Origin of the sequence: Leifsonia sp. LS1 (assembly GCF_020521355.1) — a bacterium.
Taxonomy (GTDB): domain Bacteria; phylum Actinomycetota; class Actinomycetes; order Actinomycetales; family Microbacteriaceae; genus Leifsonia.
Genome location: NZ_BPER01000006.1, coordinates 200,253 through 226,539 on the forward strand (window position 1 = coordinate 200,253; position 26,287 = coordinate 226,539).

Consider the following 26,287-nt stretch of genomic DNA (forward strand, 5'->3'; position numbering starts at 1 on the left):
ATGAAGTTCACCGATGGTTTCTGGCAGCTCCGCGACGGCGTCACGCCCGTCTACGCCCAGGAGGCGTACGACGTGACCGCCGGCGACGGAACGGTCACGATCACCGCGCCCGGCAAAGTCATCGAGCGCCGCGGCGACACCCTCAACCGCCCCACTCTCACGGTCACCCTCCACTCGCCGCTGCCGAACGTCATCGGCGTGCGCGTGGAGCACTGGCAGGGCGCGGCGTCCGGCCCGGCGTTCGCGCTCGCCGCCGAGTCGGGCCACGCCGAGGTCGCGGTCGACGACGAGGGCGGGACGCTGCGCAGCGGCGACCTCGTCGCGACGATCCGCCGCGGGGCGCCCTGGTCGCTGACGTTCTCCGCCGGGGACCGGGTGCTCACCTCCAGCGGGCACAAGTCGCTGGCACACATGACCGTCGCCGGTGAGGGCGCATACATGCACGAGCAGCTGGCGCTCGGCGTCGGCGAGCTGGTCTACGGGCTGGGGGAGCGGTTCGGGCCGCTGGTGAAGAACGGGCAGACCGTCGACATCTGGAACGCCGACGGCGGCACCTCCAGCGAGCAGGCCTACAAGAACATCCCGTTCTATCTGACCAACCGCGGCTACGGCGTGCTGGTGAACCACCCCGGGCACGTCTCGTACGAGATCGGATCGGAATCGGTGGAGCGAGTGCAGTTCTCCGTGCCGGGGGAGAGCCTCGAATACTTCGTGATCCACGGTGCGACGCCCAAGGACATCCTGGAGCGCTACACGGCACTGACCGGCCGCCCCGCCTCCGTGCCCGCCTGGTCGTACGGGCTGTGGCTCTCGACGAGCTTCACCACCTCGTACGACGAGGCGACCGTCACCTCCTTCATCGACGGGATGGCCGAGCGCGACCTCCCCCTCTCGGTGTTCCACTTCGACTGCTTCTGGATGCGCGAGTTCAACTGGTGCGACTTCGAGTGGGACCCGCGCACCTTCCCCGACCCGGAGGGGATGCTGGCCCGTCTGCACTCGAAGGATCTGCGCGTCTGCGTGTGGATCAACCCGTACATCGGGCAGCGCTCGCCTCTCTTCGCGGAGGCCGCGGCCGCCGGCTACCTCGTGAAGCGGCCGGACGGCTCCGTCTGGCAGTGGGACCTCTGGCAGGCCGGGATGGGCCTGGTCGACTTCACGAACCCGGAGGCGACCCGCTGGTACCAGGACCACCTGCGCCGGCTCGTCGCCCAGGGCGTCGACTGCTTCAAGACCGACTTCGGCGAGCGCATCCCGGTCGAGGTCGAGTACTTCGACGGCTCCGCGCCCGAGCGCATGCACAACTACTACACGCAGCTCTACAACGAGGCGGTCTTCGCCGTGCTGCAGGAGGCGCGCGGGGCCGGGGACGCGGTGCTGTTCGCCCGGTCGGCGACCACGGGCGGACAGACGATGCCGGTGCACTGGGGCGGCGACAACACGTCCTCGTACGAGTCGATGGCCGAGACCCTCCGTGGCGGGCTCTCGCTCGCGTTCAGCGGGTTCGGCTTCTGGAGCCACGACATCGGCGGCTTCGAGGGGACGCCGGACCCGGGCGTCTTCAAGCGCTGGACCGCGTTCGGGCTCCTGTCGAGCCATTCCCGGCTGCACGGCAGCGACTCGGTGCGGGTGCCGTGGGCCTTCGACGAGGAGGCGGTGGAGGTCACGCGCCGCTTCACGAAGCTGAAGCTGCGCCTCATGCCGTACCTGTACGCCGCGGGGCGGGAGGCCGCGCTGCGGGGCACACCCGTCATGCGGCCGCTGCAGCTCGAGTTCCCCGGCGATCCCGCCGTCGACCACCTCGACCGGCAGTACCTCCTCGGCCCCGATCTCCTCGTCGCGCCTGTGTTCTCGCCGGCCGATGTGGAGTTCTACCTGCCCGCGGGCACGTGGACCTCGCTGCTGACCGGAGAGCGCGTCGAGGGCGGAGCGTGGCGGCGCGAGACCCACGCCTTCGACAGCCTCCCGCTCTATGTGCGCGAAGGGGCCGTGCTGCCGCTCGGCGGCCGCGACGACCGGCCGGACTACGACTACCGGGAGGGCCTGACCCTGGCCGCCTACCCCGGACCGGGCGGCGAGCGCGCGGTCACCGTGACGACTCCCGATGGCGAGACCGCGGAGTACGTCGTCACGCGCGCAGGGGAGGGACTGTGGGCCTCCGGTCCGGCCTCGCACCCGTTCACGCTGAGGGATGTCGGCACCGGCCGCAGCGTCGTGTCCAGCGGGGGTCGCGCCCAGCTGTAATACAGTACTCGGGACCATGAACGGCAAGACGACGGCGGGGACGAACCTCGACACGGTGCGGCGGCACAACCTCGCCGTGGTGCTCGGGATGGTCCACCGTGACGGTCCGCAGGCCCGGTCCGCCCTGACCCAGGCGACGGGCCTGAACCGGTCGACCACCGGGGCGCTCGTCGCGGAGCTGGTCGAGTACGGGCTCGTGCGCGAGCGCGAGCCCGAGACCAGCAACCGCGTCGGGCGGCCGTCGCCGGTCGTCGTCGCGGACGGCCGTGTCGTGGCGCTCGCCGTCAATCCCGAGATCGACGCGGTGACCGTCGGCATCGTCGGGCTCGACGGGGTGGTGCACCGGCGGGTCCGTCTCCCCACCGGGCACGTGCCGACCGCGCAGGAGGCCGTAGCGGTCGCCGCCGCGGTGATCGACGGGCTGCGCCCCGACCTGATCGCAGCCTCCCGTGTCGTCGGCATCGGTGTCGCCGTCCCCGGTCTCGTGCGGGAGGAGGACGGCGTGGTGCGGCTCGCTCCGCACCTCGAGTGGGCGGAGGAGCCGTTCGCCGCGGAGCTCTCCGCCGCCACCGGCTACCCCGTGCTGGCCGCCAACGACGCGAGCCTGGGCGCCAACGCCGAACGCCTGTTCGGCGCCGGGCGCGGAGCCTCCGACCTCGTCTATCTCAACGGCGGAGCCTCCGGCATCGGAGCGGGCGTGATCGTCGGCGGTGTGCCGCTCACCGGCATCAGCGGCTATGCCGGCGAGCTCGGGCACACGCTCGTCAACTCGTCCGGCGTGCGCTGCCACTGCGGCGCGATCGGCTGCCTGGAGACGGAGGTCAGTCAGCGCGCTCTGCTCGCCGTTCTCGGCATGGAGGCCGCGGACGGCGAGGAGCTCGCGCGCGCACTCGCGGGGGCCGTCGCCTCGGGGGATGCCGCGGTGACCGCGGAGGTGGACCGCCAGGTCGGCTACCTCGCCACGGCCCTGCGCAACGCGACCAATGTCTTCGCGCCCGAGCGGATCGTGCTCGGCGGCTTCCTCGGCGCGCTGCACGCTCTCGCACCCGAGCGCCTGGCGGCTCTCGTCGCAGAGCAGGCGCTGGCCGCGTCCGCCGAGCGCCTGCAGATCGTGCGCGCCGGGCTCGGCGGCGACATCCTGATGATCGGCGCCGCCGAGCTCGCCTTCGCGCCCCTCCTCGCCGCCCCTTCTCCGCGCTGATCGGTGGCCGCCCGTCATCGACGCGGCCGATTGTCGGCCGTCTCGCGCCCGCGTACCCCACATTGGGCCGTCTCGGCGGCGGTGGACCCCGGAGTGTGGGGGATGTGCACGGTAACATTCGGCGGCCGACTGCGATAGGATGAGTGGTGTCCCGGAGTCGAATCGATTCGACACTCGGCGCCGATCGGACACCCGGCACCGCGTGAACTCGACGCGGTGCTTCTTCGTGCGGCGCCTCTTCGTGCGGTGCTCCTTCGTCTGGAGAGCGCCGCGTTCGCGCCGCACCCGTGACCCTCCGACCCAGCAAGGACCTTCTTCGTGACCACCGTCGTGCATCCCGGCGACTCGCTCTCCGGCCGCCAGCGCCTGAGCTACATCCTGATCCTCGGCGCCCTCACCGCGCTCGGGCCGTTCACGATCGACACCTACCTGCCCGCCCTGCCCACACTGCAGTCCGACTTCGGTGTCTCGACCGCCGCGATCCAGCTGACGCTGACGGCCACGACGATCGGCTTCGGCCTCGGCCAGCTGCTGGTGGGCCCCTGGTCGGACAAGATCGGGCGGCGCACACCGCTGATCGTGTCGACCGCCGTCCACATCCTGGCGTGTCTGGGTGCGGCCCTCGCTCCCAACGTGGAGCTGCTCGGGGCCGCCCGCGCCCTGCAGGGCATCGGCGCCGCGGCCGGCGGCGTCGTCGCCATGGCGATGGTGCGTGACCTGTTCGGCGGTCGGCCGCTCGTCCGGATGCTCAGCCGTCTCGCCCTCGTCAACGGCCTCGCCCCCGTACTCGCGCCCGTGATCGGCTCGTGGCTGTTGCTCGTCATGCCCTGGCGCGGCATCTTCGTCGTGCTCGCCGTCTACGGTGCGTTCGTCGTCGTCTGCGTCTCGCTCTGGATCGTCGAGACGTTGCCCAAGGCACGTCGTCACGACGCGGGCCACTCGACGGTCGGGCAGCGGTACAAGGCGGTGCTCTCCGACCGCGTGTTCGTCGGGATCGCCATCGTCGGCGCCGCGAACTTCACCGGTCTGTTCGCCTACCTCTCGTCGAGCTCGTTCATCTTCCAGGAGCTCTACCGGTTCAACGCGCAGGAGTACGGCCTCCTTTTCGCCGTGAACTCGATCGGCATCATCATCGGCGTGCAGTCCGCGTCGCGCCTGACGAAGTACTTCGGCCCGCAGTGGATCCTGGCCGTCTCGACCGTCGTGATGTTCGCCGCCTCCGTCGTGATCGTGATCCTCGACCAGGCGCATGTCGGACTCTGGGGAACGGCGATCCCGCTGTGGTTCTTCATCGCCGCCTGCGGCTTCGGATTCCCGTGCGTGCAGGTGCTGGCGCTCGCGAACCACGGTCACGAGGCGGGGACGGCCGCGAGCCTCCTCGGCGCCCTCAACTTCGGGATCGCCGGAATCGTCTCCCCGGTCGTGGGGATACTCGGCGTCGGCAGTGCCGCCCCGATGGGTGCGGTGATGGCCGTCTGCGCCCTCGTCTCCATCGCCTCCCTCTGGCTCATCGTCCGCCCTCGCAGCGTCCCCGCCCTCGCCCACTAGCGGGGCCGAACCCCGCGAGACGTGAGTGGTCGCGGGTCCACTGGGCTCCCGCCCCGCACCGTCTCACGCTTCGCGCATCGGGTGTGGGTACGGTGGGGGGATGGGAGCGGAAGCCGACGAGCGGGCGGTGCACGAGCGGGCGGCACGGATCAGCAGGCGCTGGCCGGTCGTCTCGGCGTTGGTCGCCGTCGCGCTGGTGCTCGGCCTCGGCGCGATCATCGCGTTCCGCCCGACGGAGCCGTTCGCGCTCGACCTCGAGTGGATGGAGGAGGTCGTCGAGCATCGCTCTCCGTTCTGGCTGGCACCCGCCCTGTTCTTCAACTATTCCGGGGGAGGTGTGCTCGGCTCGGTCGTCATCCCGGTGCTGATCGTGCTCCTGCTCCTCGCGTTCCGGCGTCCGTGGGGCGCGCTGTTCTTCGCGTCGGCCAGCATCCTCTCGGTGGTGCTGGTCCAGCTGCTCAAACACACGGTCGGTCGTGCGCGCCCGTCCGAGATCCTGGTGAGCGCCGATCCCGGTTCATTCCCGTCGGGGCATACGGCGAACGCGGCGACGATGGTCGTGGTGCTCGCCCTGCTCTTCCCGCGCGTCTGGGTGTGGTGCCTCGGCATCGCCTGGGCGCTGCTCATGGCCGTCAGTCGCACGTATCTCGGCGCGCACTGGATGAGCGACACGGTCGGCGGGCTGCTGCTCGGCGCCGCGGTCGCCGTGATCGTCTGGGCGCCGCTCGCCTCCCGTCTCGCCCGGGAGCGCAGCCTCCCGCACCCCTTCGTCCTCGCGCGCACTCCCTAGCCGAGGTTCACGTGGATGCGCGAATTCGCGCCGAATGGGCGCAACGTCGTGAACTTCGCAGGCGCGGGGAGGGGCCGCGGGCGCTACCCTGACGGCCATGAGGATTCTGCTGGTCGGCGCCGGAGGCGTCGGGGACGCCATCGCCAAGATCGCCGCACGCCGCACGTTCTACGACACTCTCACCGTGAGCGACTACGACGTTTCGCGCGCCGAGCGCACGGTCGCGTGGATCCGCGACCGCCACGGTGCGGAGGTCGCCGCACGGTTCCGCACCGCGGCGATCGACGCCTCCGACCCGGACTCGGTGGAGGCCGTGGCGCGGGAGCACCGGGCGACGCACGTCATGAACGCCGTCGAGCCGAAGTTCGTCCCGACCATCTTCGCCGGCGCGTTCGCCGCGGGCGCCGATTACCTCGACATGGCGATGAGCCTGTCCGAGCCGCATCCCACGCACCCGTACGAGCAGACGGGCGTCAAGCTCGGCGACGACCAGTTCGCGGTTCGCGGCGATTGGGAGGCGGCAGGGCGGCTCGCGCTGGTCGGCATGGGCGTCGAACCGGGGCTCTCGGACGTGTTCGCCCGCTACGCCGCCGACGAGCTCTTCTCGTCCATCGACGAGCTCGGCACCCGCGACGGTGCGAACCTCGTGGTGCGCGACGAGTCCGGCGCCGAGATCTTCGCACCGTCGTTCTCGATCTGGACGACGATCGAGGAGTGCCTGAACCCGCCGGTGATCTTCGAGAAGGACACGGGATGGTTCACCACGGAGCCCTTCAGCGAGCCGGAGGTCTTCGACTTCCCGGAAGGCATCGGCCCGGTCGAGTGCGTGAACGTCGAGCACGAGGAGGTGCTCTTGATGCCGCGCTGGCTCGACGCGAAACGCGTGACGTTCAAGTACGGGCTTGGGGAGGAGTTCATCGGCGTGCTGAGGACGCTCCACCTGCTGGGCCTGGATGCGACGACCCCGATCCGCGTGCGCAGCGCGTCGGGACCGGTGGAGGTCGCACCGCGCGACGTCGTGGCCGCCGCGCTGCCCGATCCGGCCACGATCGGTCCGCGCATGACGGGCAAGACCTGCGCCGGCGTGAACGTGACCGGGATCGGCGTCGACGGCGCGCCCCGCGAGGTGTACCTGTACCACGTCAGTGACAACGAGTGGACGATGCGCGAGTACGACTGCCAGTGCGTGGTCTGGCAGACCGCCCTCAACCCCGTGATCGCGCTGGAGCTGCTCGCGAAAGGCGCCTGGTCCGGGACGGGTGTGCTCGGCCCGGAGGCGTTTCCGGCCCGGCCCTTCCTCGAGCTCATGGAGCGTCCCGAGCACGCGGGCGGCTACGGCCAGCAGTGGGGGATGCGCGAGGGGCGCTAGGCGACGCAACGCCCCGTCAGTAGGCTGAGCCGCATGACCGACGCTGACGCGCTGGCGGAGACCGCCGCGAAGCTGCAGGCCGAGGCGGACGAGGCGCTGCGCAAGGCGCAGGAGGCCGCGGCCGCGGCGGCCGCTGCACAGCAGGCCGCCGCGGCGCAGGCGCAGGAGGCCGCCGCGGCGCAGGCGCAGGAGGCCGCCGCGGCGCAGGCGCAGGAGGCCGCCGCGCAGGAGGCCGCCGCACAGCAGGCCGCCGCGCAGGAGGCCGCCGCGCAGCAGGCCGCCGCGCAGGAGGCCGCCGCCCCGGCCGCCGCTGCACCCGCTTCCGTGCCCTCCACTGCCGCCGCCCCGCTCACCCCGGACGCCGTCGCCGCCATCCGCGCCGGCTACGCCTTCGACGCTCCCGCGCTGGAGCTCGGCGCGCTGGTCAACGGCGACCCGGTGGCCGACGTGCCCATCCGCATCCCGCTCGCCATGACGAACCGGCACGGTCTCGTCGCGGGCGCGACCGGCACGGGTAAGACCAAGACGCTGCAGGTGCTGGCCGAGCAGCTCGCCGCGGCGGGTGTGCCGGTCTTCGCCGCCGACATCAAGGGCGACCTCTCCGGCATCTCCGTGGCGGGGGAGGCGAGCGACAAGCTCCTCGAGCGCACCCGCGGCATCGGCCAGGACTGGACGCCGCGGGCCGTGACGACCGAGTTCTTCTCGCTCGGCGGCGTGGGGCGCGGTGTGCCGGTCCGGGCGACGGTCGCCGGGTTCGGTCCCCTCCTGCTCTCGAAGGTGCTCGGGCTCAACGACACGCAGGAGTCGAGCCTCGGCCTCGTCTTCCACTATGCCGACCAGGCGGGTCTGCCGCTTCTCGACCTGTCCGATCTGCGCGCCGTGCTCACCTATCTCACGAGCGAGGACGGCAAGCCGGAACTCGCCGGGCTGGGCGGTCTGTCCAGCGCGACCGTCGGCGTCATCCTGCGCGAGCTGATCGCCTTCGCCGACCAGGGCGCCGACGCGTTCTTCGGCGAGCCGGAGATCGACACGGCCGAGTTCCTGCGGGTCGCGCCCGACGGGACCGGGGTGGTGAGCCTCCTGGAGGTGCCGGGCGTGCAGGACAAGCCCGCCGTCTTCTCCACCTTCCTCATGTGGCTGCTCGCCGATCTGTTCAACGATCTTCCCGAGGTCGGCGATCTCGACAAGCCCAAGCTGGTGTTCTTCTTCGACGAGGCGCACCTCCTGTTCAAGGATGCCTCCAAGGACTTCCTCGCGTCGATCACGCAGACCGTGCGCCTCATCCGCTCGAAGGGCGTCGGCATCTTCTTCGTCACGCAGACGCCGAAGGACGTGCCCAGCGACGTGCTGGCCCAACTGGGGTCGCGGGTGCAGCACCAGCTGCGGGCGTTCACCCCCGACGACGCCAAGGCGCTGAAAGCGACCGTCTCCACCTATCCGACCTCCGGCTACGACCTGGCGGCCGTGCTCCAATCGCTCGGTACGGGGGAGGCCGTGGTGACGGTCATGAACGAGAAGGGCGCCCCCAGTCCGGTCGCGTGGACGCGGCTGCGGGCCCCGCAGGGGTCGATGTCCCCGGCACCGGAGGCCCAGGTGGACGCCGCGGTCGCCGCGTCGCCGCTGCAGGCGAAGTACGGCACCCCGATCGACCGCGACTCGGCCCGCGAACTGCTCGCGCGCAAGCTGGACGCGGCGGCGGCAGCGGCGGAGCAGGCGGAGACCCAGGCGAAGGCCGCGGCGGACGCGCAGAAGGCTGCCGAGAGGGCCGCGGCAGCTCAGGCGAAGGCCGACGCGAAGGCGCAGGCCGCCGCTCAGAAGGAGTACGAGCGCATCCTCAAGAGCACGTCGCCCCGCACCACCTCCCGCCGCACCACCAGCAAGCCCGCCCCGAACGTCTTGGAGCAGGTGCTGGGCTCCAAGGCGACCCGTGACATCCTCACCGGCGTCGTGGAGGGCATCTTCGGCACCCGGCGACGGCGCTAGCTCTGCTGAACGGAGAACCCATGTCGAGCGACGTCAGGATCGCTGTGTCCCTTGACGTCGCCGAGTCGTTCGCTCCCCTGCTCGAGGCGGACGTTCGCTACGGCTATGAGCGTGGTCTTCTCCGTTCAGAGGCCGTGGTGGCCTACTGTCTGGGGAGACTTGAACGGGGCGAGAAGCTCTCGGAGGCAGCGGAGTCCCTTGCGCTTCTGTTGTCGGATCAGTTGGAGGACGCCGACGCCTTGATTCGCGGTCTGGACTCACCGGTCGACCAGGAGAGCAGGCGGCTGTGGATCGCTCTCTGTCTCGATCGCGCCCGCCGTCTCCCCGAGCCCGGACTCGCGATCGAGAACGTCTACGAGTTCTTCGACGACGACGAGCGTCTTCTGCCGTTCGTGGGGTGGATCCACCCTGGAATGGCGTCCGAGGCCGACCGTCTCGAACGATTGGCCGTCCACCTCCGCAGCGAGAAGATCTGGGGACATCTTCGCGCGACTGGATGTCTCGAATAGTCTTTCGCGCTCGGGCGAAACGGCGCATGACGCTGTGGCCGAGCCGGTCAGACGACGATGAGCTCGTATCCCGCCTCGATGAACGCCGTCCGCTGCTCGTCGGTGATGCCGGCGTCGGTGATGATCGTCGTGAGCAGCGTCGATCCGCCGAGGGTCGCGAAGGCCCGGCGGCCGATCTTGGACGAGTCGGCGATGATGACGGCCCGCGCCGCGCGCTGCGCCATGAGGGCGTTCACGCTCGCCTCCCCCTCGTCGTTCACGGTGGCTCCGATCACGGGGTCGATCCCGTCGACCGCGATGAACGCGATGTCCATGGTGATCCGCTCCAGCACGGCATTGCTGTAAGGTCCGACCACCTCGTAGCTGCGGGATTGGACGACGCCGCCGGTGACGACGATCTTGATCTGCGGGCGGATCACGAGCTGCGCCGCGATGTTGATGGCGTTGGTGACGACCGTGAGGTTCGGGTACGGCGAGGGCTCCAGCACGTCCGGGCGCGAGCTCAGAACGGTGGCGACCGCCGTGCTCGTCGTGCCACCGCACAGTCCCACGACGGAGCCTCGCGGCACGAGGGCGCTCGCGGCGTGGGCGATGCGCAGCTTCTCCGGTGCGTGCCGCTCGTGTTTGTAGCGGAAGGGCAGGTCGTATGCGACGGATTGGCCGACCGCCCCGCCGCGGGTGCGCGTGAGCATCTGCTGCGCGGCGAGCGCATCGAGGTCGCGCCGTGCCGTCGCGGGGGAGACGTTGAGCTTGGCGACGAGGTCCTCCACCTCGATCTGCCCGGACTCGGCGAGGAGTTCGAGGACGACGCCGAGGCGTTGCTCTCTGTTCATCGCTGTCCGCTCTCGGTTCCGCCCGATCCGTCCCACGGATCTCTTCGTCGATGATCCCTCATGATCGCGGCCATTGTCCAGCGAACAGTTTCGATCACCCCGGGCGGAGGCGCGCCGCCACGGCGCGATCAGCACGCCGGTCCTTGACGGAGACCCCATCAGGGTCCATGCTTTCGATCATCCATTGCGTGCAGGTGCGTGATATGCGCGCAAAAGCGTCAATAAAGATCAATGGTTCTGCAGTGCGCGCACGCGCGTCAGCGGTACCGACACGTGTTTCTTCGAGAAGTGGGGAAGTCCATGAAGAAGTCTCTCCGGTGGGGAGCGACGGTCGTCACCGCGGCCGTCGCCACCCTGTCACTCGCCTCCTGCGGCTTCAGCGGCGGGTCAGGCGGTTCGTCCGGCGGCGCGCAGTCGCTCGACCTGATGGTCGCGAGCTATTCGGACAACACGAAGGCCGAGTGGGAGCAGATCATCAAGGACTTCGAGGCCAAGAACAGCGGCATCACGGTGAACCTCGACGTCGAGTCGTGGACCGACATCAACAACGTCATCAAGACGCGCATCCAGGCGCAGAAGCAGCCCGACATCCTGAACATCGACGCCTTCGCCGGATTCGCGGCGGACGACCTGCTCTACCCGGCGAAGGACATCGTCTCGGCCTCCACGCTCGACGATTTCCAGGACGCGTTCAAGAAGAACGCGAGCATCGACGGCACGCAGTACGGCCTCCCGTTCATCGCGTCGGCCCGCGCGCTATTCTACAACAAGGACGACTTCGCGAAGGCCGGGATCTCCGCGCCGCCGAAGACCTGGGCCGAGTTCGAGGAGGATGCCGGCAAGCTCAAGGCCGCCGGGGTCACGCCGTACGGGATGCCGCTCGGCAGCGAGGAGGCGCAGGCCGAGACGGCGCTCTGGTTCTACGGGGCCGGCGGAGGCTACGGCGACGCCAAGAAGCTCACGATCGACAGCCCGGAGAACGTCGAGGGCGCGACGGAGATGCAGAAGATCATCGAGCAGGGCTACACCGAGCCGAACCCGGGGTCGACCAACCGCACGCCGCTGCTCAACGTCTTCATCCAGGGCCAGCTGGGCATGCAGGTGGGGCTGCCGCCGACGGTGGGGCAGATCAAGGACAAGAACCCGTCGCTGAACTACGGCGTCGCGCCGATCCCGACCAAGGACGGCTCGTCGTTCACGCTGGGCGTCGCGGACCACCTGATGGCCTTCAAGAACAAGACCGACAAGAAGGCCGCGATCACGAAGTTCCTGGACTACTTCTACTCTCCGGCGGTCTACACCAAGTGGGTGGGGGCGGAGGGCTTCCTGCCGACGACCAAGTCGGGCGCGAAGGAGATGGGCTCGGACGAGACCATCAAGCCGTTCCTCGACCTGCTGCCGGACGCGAAGTTCTACCCGTCGACGAATCCGAACTGGTCGGCGGCGCAGGGCGCGATCCAGACCCAGATCGGTCAGCTCGGGCAGGGTGCGGCGCCGGCCGACCTGCTGAAGTCCATTCAGGCCAAGGCCGACGGCCAGTAACGCCGGATGACCAGCACCGCTGAGTCGACTCGCGCGGGGGCGGCTGCCGGCCGCCCCCGCCGCGGGTCCCCACCGAAGCGCTCCGGCGCGTCCGACCTGCTCCATGCCGTGCCGTGGACGCTGCCGGCCCTCCTGCTGATCTTCGGCGTCGTCCTGTTCCCCGCCGGGTACATGATCTTCAACTCGACGCGGAAGATCTCCATCGCCGGCGTGGACCACGGCTCCGTGGGCCTGCAGAACTACCTGACGGTGCTCTCGCGGCCGGAGCTTCCCGGCATCCTGCTGAACACCCTCGTCTGGGTCGTCGCCGTGGTCGCGATCACCGTGCTGATCGGGCTCGCGCTCGCCCAGTTCCTCGACAAGAACTTCCCGGGCCGACGCTGGGTGCGGATGGCGATCATCATCCCGTGGGCGGCGAGCGTGGTGATGACGACGACCGTCTTCGTGTACGGCCTCGACCCCTTCTACGGGATCATCAACAAGTTCCTCGTCGACATCCATCTGCTCACGGAGCCCTTCGGATTCACGAAGGAGCCGGTTCCGGCGTTCCTGTCGTCGATCGGCATCGCCGTCTTCGTGTCGCTGCCCTTCACGACGTACACGATCCTGGCGGGGCTCGCCGGCATCCCGAGCGACATGCTGGAGGCGGCCAAGGTGGACGGCGCGAGCGCCTTCCGCTCCTACTTCGGCGTGACGCTGCCGAACCTGCGCAACGCGATCGCGCTGGCCACGCTCATCAACATCATCAACGTGTTCAACTCGCTCCCGATCCTCAAGCTGATGACCGGCTCGATCCCCGGCTACACGGCGGATACGACCACGACCTACGTGTTCAAGCTGTTGCAGAACGAGCAGCGCATCGACCTGTCGAGCGCCCTCAGCGTGATCAACTTCCTGATCGTGCTGGTGGTCGTCGCACTGTACCTGTGGATCGTGAAGCCGATGAAGGAGGTCGCATGACCGCGCCGGCCCCGACCCTCGTCGCGGGGGCGCCGCAGGCGCGCCGCCGTCGGTCCCGCCTCACGGGCTCGCCGGGGCGGACCGTCGGCAAGACGCTCGCCGGGATCGTGATCGCCCTCGTCTTCATCGCGCCCTACCTGATCATGCTGGTCGGCTCGTTCAAGTCGCGCAACAACATCCTCCAGGTGCCGCCGACGTACCTGCCCGACCAGTGGCATCCCGAGAACTACCTCACGATGTGGTCGACGCCGGAGACGCCCCTCCCGCTGAACCTCGTCTCGACGATCGTGATCTCGGTGTTCGCGACGCTGCTGGTGCTGGTGGTCTGCGTGCCCGCGGCGTATTACACGGCGCGGTTCCGGTTCCCCGGCCGCGGGGTGTTCCTCTTCCTGGTGATCGTGACGCAGATGCTCCAGCCCACGGTGCTCGCGACGGGCCTGTTCAAGGAGATGGTCGCGCTCGGGCTCAACGACACGTGGCTGGCGATGATCCTCGTCAACGCCGCGTTCAACATCGCGTTCGCCGTCTGGATCATGCACACCTTCTTCGCGGGGATCCCGAAGGAGGTCGACGAGGCGGCGCAGCTCGACGGGGCGGGCAAATGGACGGTGCTCCTCCGGGTGCAGCTACCGCTGGTGTGGCCCGGGATCGTGACGGCGATCATCTACACGTTCGTCGCCTCCTGGAACGAGTTCGCCGCGAGCCTGGTGATCCTGTCGACGGACGCGAATCAGCCGCTGTCGGTGGCGCTGACCAAGTTCGTCGGGCAGTACGACGCCGCCTGGCAGTACGTGTTCGCCGTCTCCGTCGTGGCGGTGATCCCGGTCGTGGTGCTTTTCGCCCTGATCGAGAAGCGTCTGGTCGGCGGGCTCACCGCGGGCAGCGTCAAGTAGCGCAGGAGGCGGTGGTCAACCGCCGAGCAACACCCTGGCGCGTCGGCCGACGGCTAGGGCGACCTCCGCCTCCTCGCCCGACCGCTCGCTCCATGAGGCCGAAAGCCCCGCCCACGCGAACGCCCAGCGCATCAGCAGCCCCTCATCGGCGGCCACCTCAGCGGCGATCACGGCCGCCGTGCGCTCCAGGCGGCCGGCCCGCAGCGCGACGTCGACGTCCGGGTTGCACAGGATGTTGACCCAGTCGAACAGGGGAGCGCCATGCACGGGCTTGGGGTCGATCGCGAGCCAGCCGCGCTCGCCGAAGTCGAGCACGTTGCCGTGATGGAGATCGCCGTGCAGCACGACGTCCTCGGTGGGCAGCGCGAGCAGCTGAGCGGCCGTCGCCGCCGCCGCCGGGAACAGGCCGTGGTGGTCGTCCGGGCGATCCTCCGCGTGCACGAAGAGTTCGCGGAACCACTCGGCGAGTGGGATGAGCCCGTCGGGCCGCGGCTCCCTCCCGGCCTCGTGCAGCCGGAGGCCCGCGCGGCACAGGATGCGGGTCGCGTCGTCGTCCCCGTCGGGTCCGGATCGCGCGAGCGCGGCGAGCGAGCGCAATCCCTCGGCCCGCTCCAGCAGGAGCGCATCGCCGTCGCCGCCGAACGCGAGCACGTCCGCCGCCCCTTCGCCGGCCCACCAGCGCTGCACCCGCGCACCCGCGGACTCCTCGTCGACGAGCGCTCGCTTGAGGAATGCAGCCCGCCCGTTCCGGCGGACGGGCTGCAGTGCACTCGACGGGGTCACGAACGGGTCGCCGTCCGCGATGAGCGACCAGCGGGCGCGCCAGGGCGCGAGCACCGCCTCCGGGTCGGTCCGTGTCTCCGTCCTCGCGCTCACCGTGCCCTCTCCCGCGCCGCGTACGCACCCGGAGGCGACCCGATGACGGCGCGGAATTCGCGGCCGAAATGCGCCTGGTCCGCGTAGCCGAGTCCGGCGGCGAGTTCCGCGAGCGCGGGAGGCGCGGGCGAGCGCAGCGCGGCGGCGGCCTCCTGCAGGCGGTACCGCTGGATCAGCCACTTGGGGCCGAAGCCGATGTGCCCTGCGACCAGTCGCTGCAGATGTCGGACGCCGAGCCCGAAGCGGTCCGCGACGTCTTCGACGCGCCGCAGGTCGCGGTCCTCCTCGACGGCGGCCACGATGGCGTCGACGAGCCGGGCCTCCTCGTCCGGCGGTTCGAGCCGTGCCAGCCAGCGCTCGACGACGGCGACGGCCGCGTGGTCCTCACCGGACGCCATCGCGTCCTGGACGGCGCGAACGAGCGCCGCCGTCCCATCGACGCGCAACTCGCGCAGGGCGATCGACGGCGGAGCCGTCCGGAGCGATGACCCCGTCCACGCGCGCGCGACGCCCGGGCGCAGCAGCACCCCGAACGCCCACCCCGAGCCGCGCAGCGTGCGCTCCGTGCGCCCACGGTTCGCGCGATACAACCACCCGCCCTCCCGTTCCACGACGAGGTTCGCGGTGGGGTACTCCAGCACCTGCGGCCGCAGCACCCTGCCTGCGGCGAGTGACCAGCGTGGCAGCCAGTAGTGGCGTACGAGCACGGCGGCGGTGTCGCCGGGGAAGACGCGCTCGATCCGCACCTGCTCGTCGTCGGAGGGGGTGAGCAGCCCCTTGCTGCGTGGCACGGCGGTCGTGTGCAGACTCACGCTGCCATACTTTCACGGTGAGCTCGATCCGCCCCTACCATCCGGCCGACCGCGACGACGTGTACGCCGTGTGCGTGCGGACCGGGGCCAGCGGGGAAGACGCGACCGGCCTGTATTCGAGTGACGACCTGCTGCCGGACATCTTCGCGGGCCCCTACGTCGCCTATCAGCCCGACCTGGCGTTCGTCGTCGACACCGGGGACCACGTCGCCGGGTACGTCATCGGCGTCGCCGACAGCCTGGCCTTCGCCGACTGGTACGAGGCGGAGTGGCTGCCCGGCTTCATCGCGAAGCACCCGCTCGAGGCGGCACGCGACGAGCGGGACCGCCGGGCGATCGGTTTCGGCCTGGACGTGCGCGGGGCGATCGTGCCGGAGGTCGACCGTTATCCGGCGCACCTCCACATCGACCTGCTCCCGGAGCTGCAGGGCCAGGGATTCGGGCGGTCTCTGATCCGCACCCTGCTGAACGCCCTGCGGGAGCGCGGTGTCCCCGGCGTCTACCTCACGATGTCGGCCACCAACCACGGCGCCCGGGCGTTCTACGAACGGCTGGGCTTCGCCGAGTTGCCGTCCAGCACGCCCGAAGCGCCGGCTCTCGCGATCAGCACCGACGCGCAGGTCTGACCGCCGCGCTGTCGGCCGCGTTCTCAGCGACCGAACAGGGCGGGCAGGCGCTCGAACCAGTACAGCAGCTCGGGCGAGGTGCGCCGCAGCTGGGCCAGCGTCATCGACTCGGCGGGGCGGGTGACCGGGACGTCGAGCTCCTCCGCCACACGTTCCATGCTTTCGAGCGACCAGAACTGACCGCGCATCCGGATGAGGAGGCGCCCGTCGAGCCCGGTGACGAAGAGCTGGGGGAGGGTGTCGAGAGTACTGCTCTCATAGAGCTGCACGAGGAGGACCGACCCCACCTCGGCGTGCCGCACCTGCACGACACGGCCGAAGAATCCGCGCTCCCGCACGCCGTGGTCGCCGACGCTGATCGTGACGCTGAAGAAGGAGAACACGGACAGCACCGTGGCGCCGATCACCAGCACGTGGGCGATCAGTACCAGCGGCCATCCGCCGGTCGGGATGCTGAGCCAGTAGAGCACGGCGAACACCGGTGTGGTCAGGGCGAGGATGGCGACCACCCCGCGGGCGAACAGGTGGCGGAACGGGCGCAGCACCGTCTCGCGCATCACACCCGACTCCCGTCCGAGTTCCCGTTGCTCTGTCATCGCAACGAGCCTCGCTTATCGGTCGTCGCCTCCGGTAGCGGCATTTTGGGGGACACGGTCTGCTTTCGCGGCGACCTCCCTGGCCCGTATGCTGCGGACGCGGAACGCGCTCAGGATGGTCGCGAGCACACCGACGGCGAACAGGATCACCGTCCCCAGGTCGTGCAGGGAGCGCCCCACCAGGAGAGTGATCGCCCCGATCGCCACGGTGGCGCAGAGCTGTGCGAACATCTTCTTGCTCATCGGGACCATCCAACAGGACGTCGCGGCTGCCGTGTGAACCCGACGCGCTGCGAATAGGATGGCCCGAGATCGAAATGGGGTGACTCTGGTGGCGACGCTTCGTGATGTCGCGGCCTTGGCGGGGGTATCCGTCAAGACCGTTTCCAACGTTGTGAACGACTTCGAGTTCGTGCGCCCGTCGACGAGGGAGAAGGTCAGGGAGGCGATCGCCGAGCTGGGGTACCAGCCGAACCTCGCCGCGCGGCAGCTCCGCGCCGGTCGCACGGGCGTCATCGGACTGGCCGTCCCTGAGCTCAAGTTCAGCTACTTCGCCGAGCTTGCCGATGCGGTGCTCGAGGCCGCGCGAGCGCGCGACTATGTCGTGCTGATCGAGCAGACCGGCGGCGACCGCGACGCCGAGGCCGCCCTCCTGACGGGATCGCGCACCGCGATGATGGACGGTCTGCTCTTCTCGCCGCTCGGCCTTTCGTACGAGGACGCGGGGATTCTGGACGTCGGCTACCCGCTGGTGCTGCTCGGCGAGCGGATCTTCGACGGGCCGACCGATCATGTCGTCATCCAGAACGTCGAGGGAGCCGCGATGGCGACGCGCCGTCTGCTCTCAGCCGGCCGAAGCCGGATCGCCGTGCTCGGCGCGCACGAGGGCGAGCGGGTCGGTTCCGCCGCGCTGCGTCTGCGCGGCTACGAGGAGGCTCTGCTCGAGGCGGGGATCGCGTTCGACCCCGCGCTCGTGGTGGCGCGCGAGGGCTGGCACCGGCGCGACGGGGCGGAGGCGATGCAAGAACTGCTCGACCGTGGCGTGGGCTTCGACGCCGTGCTCGCCCTGAACGACGAGCTCGCCCTCGGTTCGCTGCGCACCCTGGCCCAGCATCGCATCGCCGTGCCGGAGGACGTCGCCGTGATCGGCTACGACAACGTGACCGAGTCGCAGTTCGCGATGCCGAGTCTCACGACCGTCGACCCGAACCGCGCGCGGGTCGCCGAGATCGCGGTGGAGGCGCTGGTCGAGCGGATCGCCGGCCGGGTGCCGGCGGACGCGGGACCCCGCCTCTTCGACGTGCCCGCCCGTCTCGTCGAGCGGGAGTCCACCCCGGTTCCCGTCGCGGCGCGGGCCTCCTCCGTCACCGCGGTCTGAGTCGGCGGGCGAACGACGTTGACGGAGGGATGCCGCGTTTGTACAATCGCTTCTACAACGTTGGAATTGCAGCGTTGTAAACCCGATCCGATCCACGGCGCGATCGGACACACGAGAGGCATTCAATGAAGAAACTGCTTGCGACGCTCGCCGCCGCAGCCGGCGTCTCCCTCGCGCTCGCGGGCTGCTCCGGCTCGACGGGCTCGGACTCATCCGGCCCGGTCACCCTTACCTTCTGGCACGGCTACACCGAGGCCGACGGCAAAGTGCTCGACCAGATCGTCGACGACTTCAACAAATCCCAGAGCTCCATCACGATCAAAACGACCACCAAGACATGGGCCGTCATCGGCGACACCCTCCTGCCCGCACTGTCGGCGAAGAAGGGCCCGGACATCGTCGCCATGCCGGCCGAGAACCTCCCGGTCTACGCGTCCAAGGGCGCGTTCGCGAAGCTCGACGACTTCTACGCGAGCGACGCCACGAAGAAGGCGTCCCTCAACGCGAGTGCGGTCGAGATGGAGAAGGTGAACGGCTCCTACTACGGCGTCCCGACCGGATTCGTCCCCCTCTCGGTCATCTACAACAAGACGCTCTTCGAGAAGGCGGGCATCTCCACCTTCCCGACGACCTGGGACGAGTGGGTCGCCGACGCCAAGAAGCTCACGGTCGACGCCGACGGAGACGGGACGCCCGAGCAGTACGGCCTGGCCCTCCCCGATCACGCCACCGTCGGCAACGGTGTCTGGGCGAGCCTCTTCTACGGCAACGGCGGCGAACTCGTCGACGGCACGAAGTCGGCTCTCGACTCGAAGGCCAACACCGAGACGCTGACGTACTGGGCCGACGCCGTGCGCAACGGCAAGATCTCGCCGACCGGACTCGACGGCGTCGCCTCCGACAAGCTGTTCTCCTCCGGCAAGGCCGCGATGGAGATCGGCGGACCGTGGATGGCGTCCGTCGCGACCGAGAACAAGATCGACTACGGCATCGCGGGCATCCCCGCCGGCCCGAAGGGGTCCGCCTCCTCCGCCATCGGCATCTCCGCCGCCGTGACCGCGCAGGCCGACTCGGCCAAGAAGGCCGCCGCCGAGAAGTTCTTCGACTACTTCTTCACCAAGGAGGTGGCCACGAAGTGGTCGCTCGGCTCCGGCTGGCCGCCCCTGCGCACCGACATCCCGTCGTCGGCCGTCTCGTCGAACCCCGTCGTCGCGTCCCTCACCGACCTCGTGGGCGACGCCCGCCCGCTGCTGCCCGGCGTCGCCAACAGCACCGACGTGCTCTCGGCGGTCGATGAGGCCACGCAGAAGGCGCTCACCGGCGGCGACCCGGCCGCTCTGCTGAAATCGGCCTCCAGCCAGGTGCAGCAGGCGCTCGACAACTGACCCGCCCGGGCGGCCGCCGTCTCCCCACGGCGGCCGCCCACCCCACGAAAGCGACCATGACCTCTCTCACCCGCACCCGCGAGCGCCGGCGACCGTATCGCCCGCCCGCCCCGCTCGGCGGCCGACGGCGCTCCGGCGGCACGGCGCCGATCGCCCTCCTCTTCCTCCTGCCCGCCCTCGTCATCCTGATCGCCTTCGTCGGCTGGCCGATGCTCTCGGCGCTGCGGCTGTCGTTCACGAACGCGAGCGGCTTCGGGTTGGAGCAGTGGGTCGGGCTCGACAACTACGTGCGCGTGTTCACCGATCCGCGCATCCTGTCGACGCTGGGCAACACCGCGCTCTACACGGTGCTCTTCACGCCGACCGCTCTCATCGCGGCCCTGCTGCTGGCGCTGCTGCTCGGCAACCGCCGCCTGATCGCCCGCGGCTTCTTCCGCACGGCCCTCTTCCTGCCGTTCATCGTCTCGCTCGCGGTCGCGGCGTTCGCCTGGACCTACCTCCTCGACCCGCAGGTCGGCCTCCTCAACTACTGGCTGCGATCGGTCGGCATCCAGCTCGGCAACGTGCTCCAGGATCCGGCTCTCGCCATGCCCACCGTCGTGCTGGTCGCGATCTGGAAGAGCTTCGGCTTCTACATGGTGATCTTCATCGCCGGGCTGCAGGAGATCCCCGAGTCGCTCTACGAGGCGGCGAAGATCGACGGCGCCGGCGCCTGGCGACGCTTCACCAACGTCACGCTCCCGCAGCTGAGCAACACGCTCGCCTTCGTGGTCGTGTTCGCGATGATCGCGGCCCTCCAGGCGTTCGACCAGATCTACGTCATGACCGGAGGCGGGCCCTACCGATCGACCCAGACGGTCGTGATGGAGATCTACCAGGAGGGCTTCAAGAAGCTCGACCTCGGCGTCGCCACGGCGCTCTCGTACGTGCTGCTGGCCGCCACCCTCATCCTCAGCCTGGTGCAGTTCCGGTTCTTCGGACGACGTGAGAAGGACAACGCCTGATGACCACCATCGCCACCCGGCCGCGCACCGGCGCCGACCGCACACCCATGCGCGGCCGTCGCCGCCTCGGTCGCACCGCCGAGCGCTGGCTGCTCTTCGCCGCGGTGCTCGCACTGACCCTCATCGTGCTGCTGCCGGTCGTCATCATCGTGCTCACGGCGTTCAAGCCGGCCGCCGAGATCAACGCCTACCCGCCGACGCTCCTCCCGGGCACCTGGACCTTCGACAACTTCACGAAGATCTTCAGCGACCTCCCGTTCGGCCGGCTGTTCCTCAACAGCCTGGTCTTCGCGGGCGGCGTCACGGTCTTCGCGCTCGTGTTCGACGCGCTCGCCGCCTATGCGCTCGCTCGGCTCGACTTCCGCGGCAACCGCGTGCTGCTGATCGTGATCGTCGCGAGCCTCATGATCCCGTTCCAGGCGACCCTGATCCCCGTCTACCAGCTGGTCGCCGGGCTCGGCTGGGTCAACACGTTCGCCGGCCTGATCATCCCGCGCGCCGCCGACGCGTTCGGAATCTTCTTCCTGCGCCAATTCTTCATCTCCCTCCCGCGCGACCTCGACAACGCGGCGCGCATCGACGGCGCGGGGGAGTTCCGCATCTTCCGCAGCATCGTGCTGCCGAACGCGGTGCCCGCGCTGCTGACGCTCGCGATCTTCACCTTCGTCAACAACTGGAACGACCTGTTGTGGCCGCTCGTGTTCACGACGTCGCCGGAGATGGGCACCATCACCTCCGGGCTCACCCTGCTGACCGGCCCGAGCGGGATCATCCCCTATGGCACGATGATGGCGGGCTCGCTCATCGCGGTCCTCCCGCTCGCGGTGATGTTCCTGATCATGCAGCGGCGCTTCATCGAGAGCGTCGCGACGACGGGGCTCAAATGACGGCCGCGCACTGGTTCGAGGACGGCCGCCTCCACCTCGGTCTCGGGATCGAGGACACGTTCGTCCCGCAGGCCCGGCCGGGGGAGCGGGCGATCGACGAGTACGAGCTGACCGAGCACTATGAGCGCTTCGACGCCGACTTCGCCCTCGCGGCCCGCGTCGGCGCGGAGGTGCTGCGCTGGGGCGTCCCCTGGTACCGGGTCGCACCGGAGCCCGGTGTCTGGGACTGGGAGTGGACGGACCGGGCGATCGCGTCGATGCTGGCGCACGGAATCCGTCCGATCATCGACCTCCTCCACTACGGCACACCGCTGTGGCTCGACGGCCAGTTCGCGCATCCCGACTACCCGCTCCACGTCGAGGAGTACGCGCGCCGGTTCGCGGAGCGCTACGGCGATCGGGTGACCGACTACACGCCGGTCAACGAGCCGGTCATCCACGCACTCTTCTCGGGCGAGTACGGCTACTGGCCCCCTTACCTGGAGGGCGCGGAGGGCTTCGCGCGCATCGCGGCGAACCTGGCTCGCGGATTCGTGCGGAGCCAACGGGCCATCGCCTCGGTCGTCGGCGAGCGGGCGGTGTTCGTGCACGTGGACGCCGCCATGAGTTTCGTCGGCGACGACGCGGCGCCGGAGCACCGCGCGGAGGCCCAGCGACTGCGCCACCAGGTGCACCTCGTCGAAGACCTCGTCACCGGGCGGGTGGATGCGGCGCACCCGCTGCGCGACCGTCTCGCGCCGGCCGTCTCCGACGCGGAGCTGGAGTGGTTCCGCGCCAACGCCGTCCACCCGGACGTCATGGGCGTCAACTATTACCCGCGGCACTCGACCGAGCTCTTCGAGGCGGGGGTCCGCCACGGCGGCGGCTTCGCCGACCCGCGGCCCAGCGTCGACCGCGGCACCGACGGACTGCAGGAGGCGCTCCTCGGGTTCGCCGCGCGCTACGGCGCGCCCGTGATGGTCACCGAGACCTGCGTCACCGGCACGGTCGCCGAGCGCCTGGAGTGGCTCGACGAGTCGCTCGCGCTGGTGGAGCGGATGCGTGCGGGCGGGGCCGACATCGTCGGCTACGTCTGGTGGCCGCTCTTCGACATGTACGAGTGGACCTGGCGGCACACGGAGGCCCCGCGCGCCGACCATCTGCTGACGATGGGCCTCCACGACCTGGTCGAGTCGCCGCACGGCCTGCTGCGCGTGCCCAACCCGGTCGCCGACGGCTACCGCGAGCACGCGCGGCGCCTCGGCGGCGCCTCCCCGACCTCCCCGACTGACGACCGACTGAACGCCTGACCGCCCGACCTCCGACGGAAGAACGAATGAACACTGCACACCTCTCCCTCCGCCCCTCCGCCGTCATCGGCGCGATCAACCCGCGGCTCTACGGCTCGTTCCTGGAGCACCTCGGGCGCGCCGTGTACGACGGCATCTACGAGCCGGGGCACCCGTCGGCCGACGCCGACGGCTTCCGCACGGACGTGATCGAGCTGGTGAAGGAGCTCGGGGTCTCGACCGTGCGCTACCCCGGCGGCAACTTCGTCTCGGGCTTCAAATGGGAGGACTCGGTCGGCCCGCGCGAGGAGCGTCCGACGCGTCTCGACCTCGCCTGGCACTCCACGGAGACCAATGAGATCGGCCTGCACGAGTTCCAGGACTGGCTCGACAAGGTGGGCAGCGAGCTCATGCTCGCCGTCAACCTCGGCACGCGCGGCGTCGCGGAGGCGCTCGACCTGCTCGAGTACGCCAACCACCGCGGCGGCACGGCGCTCTCGGAGCAGCGCATCGCGAACGGCCGCACCGACCCGTTCGGGGTCCGGATGTGGTGCCTCGGCAACGAGATGGACGGCCCCTGGCAGGTGGGCCACTCCACCGCCGAGTACTACGGGACGCTCGCCGCGAAGACCGCTCAGGCCATGAAGATGGTCGACCCCGATCTCGAACTGGTCGTGTGCGGCTCCTCCAGCTCCTCCATGCCGACGTTCGGCGAGTGGGAGCGTGTGACGCTCACCCACGCCTATGAGGATGTCGAGTACATCTCCTGCCACGCGTACTACGAGAACACGGGCGACCTCGGCGCGTTCCTCGCCTCGGGCGTCGACATGGACTACTTCATCAACAGCGTCGTCGCGACCGCCGATCACGTGAAGGCCGTGCGCGGCAGCCGGAAGACGATCGACATCTCCTTCGACGAGTGGAACATCTGGTACAACACCCGGTTCGAGACCGTCGACCGCATCGCCGGCGTCGACAACTGGCCGATCGCCCCGCGTCTGCTGGAGGACACCTACACCGTCTCGGACGCGGTGGTCTTCGGCAGCCTCCTCATCACCCTGCTGAAGCACGCGGACCGCGTGACCAGCGCCTCCCTCGCCCAGCTCGTCAACGTCATCGCCCCGATCATGACCGAGCCCGGCGGGCCGGCGTGGCGCCAGACCACGTTCTTCCCGTTCGCCGCCACCTCCGCCCACGGCCGCGGGGTCTCGCTCGACGTGCACGTCACCAGCGGCACCTACGCGACCGAGCGCTTCGGCGAGGTCCCGCTCGTGGACGCCGTCGCCACGCACGACGCCGAGGCGGGCCGCTACGCGATCTACGCCGTCAGCCGGGCGGTCGATTCCGCCACCGAGCTGATCGTCGACCTCGCCGACCTCGGTGCGGACGTCGACGGCCTCACCGTCTCCGCCCGCACGCTGAGCGACCCGGACCTCGACGCGGCCAACACCCTCGAGGACCCCGACCGCGTCTCCCTCGCCGACATCCCGTTCACCCGCGACGGCTCGACCCTGCGCATCGAGCTCCCCGCCGTGTCGTGGACGGAGATCCTGCTCCAGGGCTGACCGGCCGCCGCACGACGCCGCGCACATTCGCGCCGAATATCGACTCACAGCGCTTCAGAGTCCACATTCGTGCCGAATGTGCGCGTCGTCTGTGACGGGGAAACCCTCTCCCGACCCGAAGCCGGCGCCGCGCGAACATTCGTGACGAATGTCGACGTCGGCCGCGGCAATCCGCGCATTCGTGACGAATGTACGCGGGACTCGCGACGAAAAAATGGCGGAGAATGGGGGATTCGAACCCCCGAGGGCTTGCACCCAACACGCTTTCCAAGCGTGCGCCATAGGCCACTAGGCGAATTCTCCTGGGTCGCCACCGCCTTGCGGGCGACGGCTCACAATATCCTAGCGGACGTCGAGGGGCGCTCTGTGCACGCCCTCTCAGTCCGACCCGCTAGACTGTTCTCCGGCTCCCCACGTGGCGCCATCCAGGCCAACTCCCCCAGGGCGGAAACGCAGCAAGGGTAACCGGGCTCTGGCGGGTGCGTGGGGGGTCTTTTTCCATTCCGCGCCCGGTTCGTGCCGCGTAGAGTTGAGGTCAGCCACTGTTCTTCTACGTTCTGTAGAATGGCATCCCGCCCGACGAGTGAGGTGGTGGAATGACCGAGCACGAATCGATCGTGAGCGACGCACCGGGCCCCGGTTCCGCTGGGCACGAGCCCACCGGGCATCTGGCCGTCCTGGCGTCCGAGGCGTATGTCGTCGGGTTCCCGCTCGTCTTCGGTCTCGAGCAGGTCGATCGGTCTGTCCGCGAGGGACTCGGCGCGCTCCCGGCCGCCCCCTTCAATACGTTCTGTCACGCGCGTGCGCTGGCCGGTCCCGGTGAGCGATTCGTCTCCATCAACAACGACACCGTGTACTCGGTCGCGCAGATCGACCTCGGGATCGGTCCGGTCCTCCTGAGCGTCCCCGATGCGGGGGAGCGTTACCACGTCCTCCAGTTCGTCGACGCGTGGACGAACAACTTCGCGTACATCGGCACCCGCGCGACCGGTGCGGGGGCGCGTGAGTACCTCCTGCTGCCCCCGGACGGCACGGGTTCCGGGATGGGCGCCGGCGCGGCTGCCGACCACGAGCGCCCGGATGTCACCGCCGTGCGGTTCCCCACCCGGATCGCGACGATCGTGGGCCGCTGGGCGGTCGACGGCCCGGAGGACCTCCCCGCGGTGCACGCCCTGCAGGACGCCCTCACGCTCACCCCCGTGCTGCGCTCGCTGGTCCCCCCGGCGGGCGTACCGGAGGTGCCGGCGCAGGGCACGGAGGCAATGACGTTCTTCGAACGGCTGCGCGTGTGGTCGCAGGCCTTTCCACCGGCGGAGCGCGATCGGGAGGCGCTGGCCTCCTACACCGAGCTCGGGCTGACCGGCGAGGTGCCCGTCGCCGACCTCCCCTCCGAGACGATCGCCGCACTGGAGACGGGGTACGCGGTGGGCAGGGAGGCCCTGGAGACGTCCGTGCGCAGCGGATCGCCTCTGGTGGACCACTGGCAGTCGACCCTGCACGCCTTCGACTACAACCTGGACTTCTTCGAGGTGGGCGCGCTCGACGAGCCGGCCTGGAAGCTCGACGACCCGCGGACGCGCTACGCCGTCCGCGCCGGGGCCGCGCTCGGCGGGCTGTGGGGCAACCACGGCTACGAGGCGGCCTACTCCGCGACGTACGAGGACGCCGACGGCGCGCTGCTCAGCGGTGAGCACGTGTACCGGCTGCGCCTCGCGCCGACCCCGCCGGTCGGCGCCTTCTGGTCCCTCACCATGTACGACCTCCCGGGGTTCTTCCTCGTCGCGAACGCGGCGGAGCGGTACTCGATCGGAGACCGTACCCGGGGGATCGTGTACGACGACGACGGAGGATTGACCATCACGATGAGCGCCACCCGACCGACCGATCCGACGGCGGCCGCCAACTGGCTGCCGACGCCTGCGGGGGAGTTCCGCCCGATGATGCGGATGTACGCGCCGGGAGCCGCCGTGCTCTCGGGCGACTACCGACTGCCGGCCATCGAGCGGATCGGCTGAGTC

23 protein-coding genes, 1 tRNA gene and 1 other RNA gene are annotated in these 26,287 nt (G+C 69.8%); 19 read left to right on the forward strand and 6 right to left on the reverse strand.

All coding sequences use genetic code 11. The features are described from left to right. The 7 genes from yicI (at window position 1) to LLS1_RS12815 (ending at window position 9,644) form a co-directional block, all read left to right on the forward strand. Window positions 1-2,244, forward strand: coding sequence for an alpha-xylosidase (yicI, locus tag LLS1_RS12785; RefSeq protein WP_226656055.1), 2,244 nt, complete (start codon window positions 1-3; stop codon window positions 2,242-2,244). A 16-nt stretch (window positions 2,245-2,260) separates the two neighbouring features. Next, window positions 2,261-3,445 (forward strand): ROK family protein, encoded by a 1,185-nt coding sequence (locus LLS1_RS12790; RefSeq protein WP_226656057.1) that lies wholly within the window; start codon window positions 2,261-2,263, stop codon window positions 3,443-3,445. A 318-nt stretch (window positions 3,446-3,763) separates the two neighbouring features. Continuing rightward, window positions 3,764-4,993: a multidrug effflux MFS transporter gene (locus LLS1_RS12795; protein WP_226656059.1), complete on the forward strand. Its 1,230-nt coding sequence runs from the start codon at window positions 3,764-3,766 to the stop codon at window positions 4,991-4,993. A gap of 100 nt (window positions 4,994-5,093) precedes the next feature. Next, complete coding sequence (locus tag LLS1_RS12800; protein ID WP_226656061.1) at window positions 5,094-5,783, forward strand: phosphatase PAP2 family protein; 690 nt, start codon at window positions 5,094-5,096, stop codon at window positions 5,781-5,783. Between the two features lie 97 nt (window positions 5,784-5,880). Continuing rightward, a complete protein-coding gene (locus LLS1_RS12805) occupies window positions 5,881-7,152 on the forward strand; it encodes a saccharopine dehydrogenase family protein (protein ID WP_226656063.1) in 1,272 nt (423 codons plus the stop codon). Window positions 7,153-7,185: 33 nt separating this feature from the next. After that, window positions 7,186-9,135, forward strand: coding sequence for a helicase HerA-like domain-containing protein (locus LLS1_RS12810; protein WP_226656065.1), 1,950 nt, complete (start codon window positions 7,186-7,188; stop codon window positions 9,133-9,135). Between the two features lie 20 nt (window positions 9,136-9,155). After that, on the forward strand, window positions 9,156-9,644 hold the full coding sequence (locus LLS1_RS12815; protein WP_226656067.1) for a DUF2247 family protein: 489 nt from the start codon (window positions 9,156-9,158) through the stop codon (window positions 9,642-9,644). Between the two features lie 47 nt (window positions 9,645-9,691). Here the strand turns inward: LLS1_RS12815 and LLS1_RS12820 are convergent, their stop codons facing one another. Then, a complete protein-coding gene (locus LLS1_RS12820; protein WP_223359840.1) occupies window positions 9,692-10,477 on the reverse strand; it encodes a DeoR/GlpR family DNA-binding transcription regulator in 786 nt (261 codons plus the stop codon). A gap of 300 nt (window positions 10,478-10,777) precedes the next feature. Between LLS1_RS12820 and LLS1_RS12825 the strand changes: the two genes are divergently transcribed. From LLS1_RS12825 to LLS1_RS12835, 3 genes are read left to right on the forward strand one after another with little or no spacing between them, the layout of a single operon-like run. After that, on the forward strand, window positions 10,778-12,019 hold the full coding sequence (locus LLS1_RS12825; RefSeq protein ID WP_226656069.1) for an extracellular solute-binding protein: 1,242 nt from the start codon (window positions 10,778-10,780) through the stop codon (window positions 12,017-12,019). Between the two features lie 6 nt (window positions 12,020-12,025). Continuing rightward, on the forward strand, window positions 12,026-12,979 hold the full coding sequence (locus LLS1_RS12830) for a carbohydrate ABC transporter permease (protein WP_226656071.1): 954 nt from the start codon (window positions 12,026-12,028) through the stop codon (window positions 12,977-12,979). After that, complete coding sequence (locus tag LLS1_RS12835) at window positions 12,976-13,872, forward strand: carbohydrate ABC transporter permease (RefSeq protein ID WP_226656072.1); 897 nt, start codon at window positions 12,976-12,978, stop codon at window positions 13,870-13,872. Before LLS1_RS12830 ends, LLS1_RS12835 begins: the two co-directional genes overlap by 4 nt. A 15-nt stretch (window positions 13,873-13,887) precedes the next feature. Here the strand turns inward: LLS1_RS12835 and LLS1_RS12840 are convergent, their stop codons facing one another. Both LLS1_RS12840 and LLS1_RS12845 read right to left on the reverse strand, forming a co-directional pair. After that, window positions 13,888-14,748 carry an aminoglycoside phosphotransferase family protein gene (locus LLS1_RS12840; RefSeq protein WP_226656074.1) on the reverse strand — a complete coding sequence of 287 codons (861 nt, stop codon included), beginning with the start codon at window positions 14,746-14,748 and terminating at the stop codon, window positions 13,888-13,890. Next, window positions 14,745-15,560, reverse strand: coding sequence for an AraC family transcriptional regulator (locus tag LLS1_RS12845; protein ID WP_226656076.1), 816 nt, complete (start codon window positions 15,558-15,560; stop codon window positions 14,745-14,747). The genes LLS1_RS12840 and LLS1_RS12845 overlap by 4 nt, the downstream gene beginning before the upstream one ends. A gap of 17 nt (window positions 15,561-15,577) precedes the next feature. Between LLS1_RS12845 and LLS1_RS12850 the strand changes: the two genes are divergently transcribed. Next, window positions 15,578-16,186 (forward strand): N-acetyltransferase, encoded by a 609-nt coding sequence (locus LLS1_RS12850; protein ID WP_226656077.1) that lies wholly within the window; start codon window positions 15,578-15,580, stop codon window positions 16,184-16,186. A 23-nt stretch (window positions 16,187-16,209) separates the two neighbouring features. Here LLS1_RS12850 and LLS1_RS12855 read toward each other — a convergent pair whose 3' ends face one another. Then, entirely contained in the window at window positions 16,210-16,782 is a 573-nt protein-coding gene (locus tag LLS1_RS12855) for a hypothetical protein (RefSeq protein ID WP_223359847.1), read from the reverse strand. A 15-nt stretch (window positions 16,783-16,797) separates the two neighbouring features. After that, entirely contained in the window at window positions 16,798-17,025 is a 228-nt protein-coding gene (locus tag LLS1_RS12860; protein ID WP_226656079.1) for a hypothetical protein, read from the reverse strand. A gap of 58 nt (window positions 17,026-17,083) precedes the next feature. On the opposite strand from LLS1_RS12860, the gene LLS1_RS12865 reads away from it, so the two are divergent. The 6 genes from LLS1_RS12865 (at window position 17,084) to LLS1_RS12890 (ending at window position 24,269) form a co-directional block, all read left to right on the forward strand. Then, window positions 17,084-18,160 (forward strand): LacI family DNA-binding transcriptional regulator, encoded by a 1,077-nt coding sequence (locus LLS1_RS12865; protein ID WP_226656081.1) that lies wholly within the window; start codon window positions 17,084-17,086, stop codon window positions 18,158-18,160. A 125-nt stretch (window positions 18,161-18,285) separates the two neighbouring features. Further along, window positions 18,286-19,545 carry an ABC transporter substrate-binding protein gene (locus tag LLS1_RS12870; protein ID WP_226656083.1) on the forward strand — a complete coding sequence of 420 codons (1,260 nt, stop codon included), beginning with the start codon at window positions 18,286-18,288 and terminating at the stop codon, window positions 19,543-19,545. A 56-nt stretch (window positions 19,546-19,601) separates the two neighbouring features. Further along, window positions 19,602-20,549: a carbohydrate ABC transporter permease gene (locus LLS1_RS12875; protein WP_226656085.1), complete on the forward strand. Its 948-nt coding sequence runs from the start codon at window positions 19,602-19,604 to the stop codon at window positions 20,547-20,549. Further along, window positions 20,549-21,436 (forward strand): carbohydrate ABC transporter permease, encoded by an 888-nt coding sequence (locus LLS1_RS12880; RefSeq protein WP_226656087.1) that lies wholly within the window; start codon window positions 20,549-20,551, stop codon window positions 21,434-21,436. Before LLS1_RS12875 ends, LLS1_RS12880 begins: the two co-directional genes overlap by 1 nt. Next, window positions 21,433-22,725, forward strand: a complete 1,293-nt coding sequence (locus tag LLS1_RS12885; RefSeq protein ID WP_226656089.1) for a family 1 glycosylhydrolase — start codon at window positions 21,433-21,435, stop codon at window positions 22,723-22,725. The genes LLS1_RS12880 and LLS1_RS12885 overlap by 4 nt, the downstream gene beginning before the upstream one ends. A 26-nt stretch (window positions 22,726-22,751) precedes the next feature. Continuing rightward, on the forward strand, window positions 22,752-24,269 hold the full coding sequence (locus tag LLS1_RS12890; RefSeq protein WP_226656091.1) for an alpha-N-arabinofuranosidase: 1,518 nt from the start codon (window positions 22,752-22,754) through the stop codon (window positions 24,267-24,269). A gap of 215 nt (window positions 24,270-24,484) precedes the next feature. Here LLS1_RS12890 and LLS1_RS12895 read toward each other — a convergent pair. Beyond that, a tRNA-Ser gene (locus LLS1_RS12895) sits at window positions 24,485-24,572 on the reverse strand. Window positions 24,573-24,671: 99 nt separating this feature from the next. Between LLS1_RS12895 and ffs the strand changes: the two genes are divergently transcribed. Next, window positions 24,672-24,768, forward strand: an RNA gene (ffs, locus tag LLS1_RS12900) — signal recognition particle sRNA small type. A 97-nt stretch (window positions 24,769-24,865) separates the two neighbouring features. Continuing rightward, window positions 24,866-26,284, forward strand: a complete 1,419-nt coding sequence (locus LLS1_RS12905) for a DUF1254 domain-containing protein (RefSeq protein WP_226656093.1) — start codon at window positions 24,866-24,868, stop codon at window positions 26,282-26,284. The last annotated feature ends 3 nt before the right edge of the window (window positions 26,285-26,287 follow it).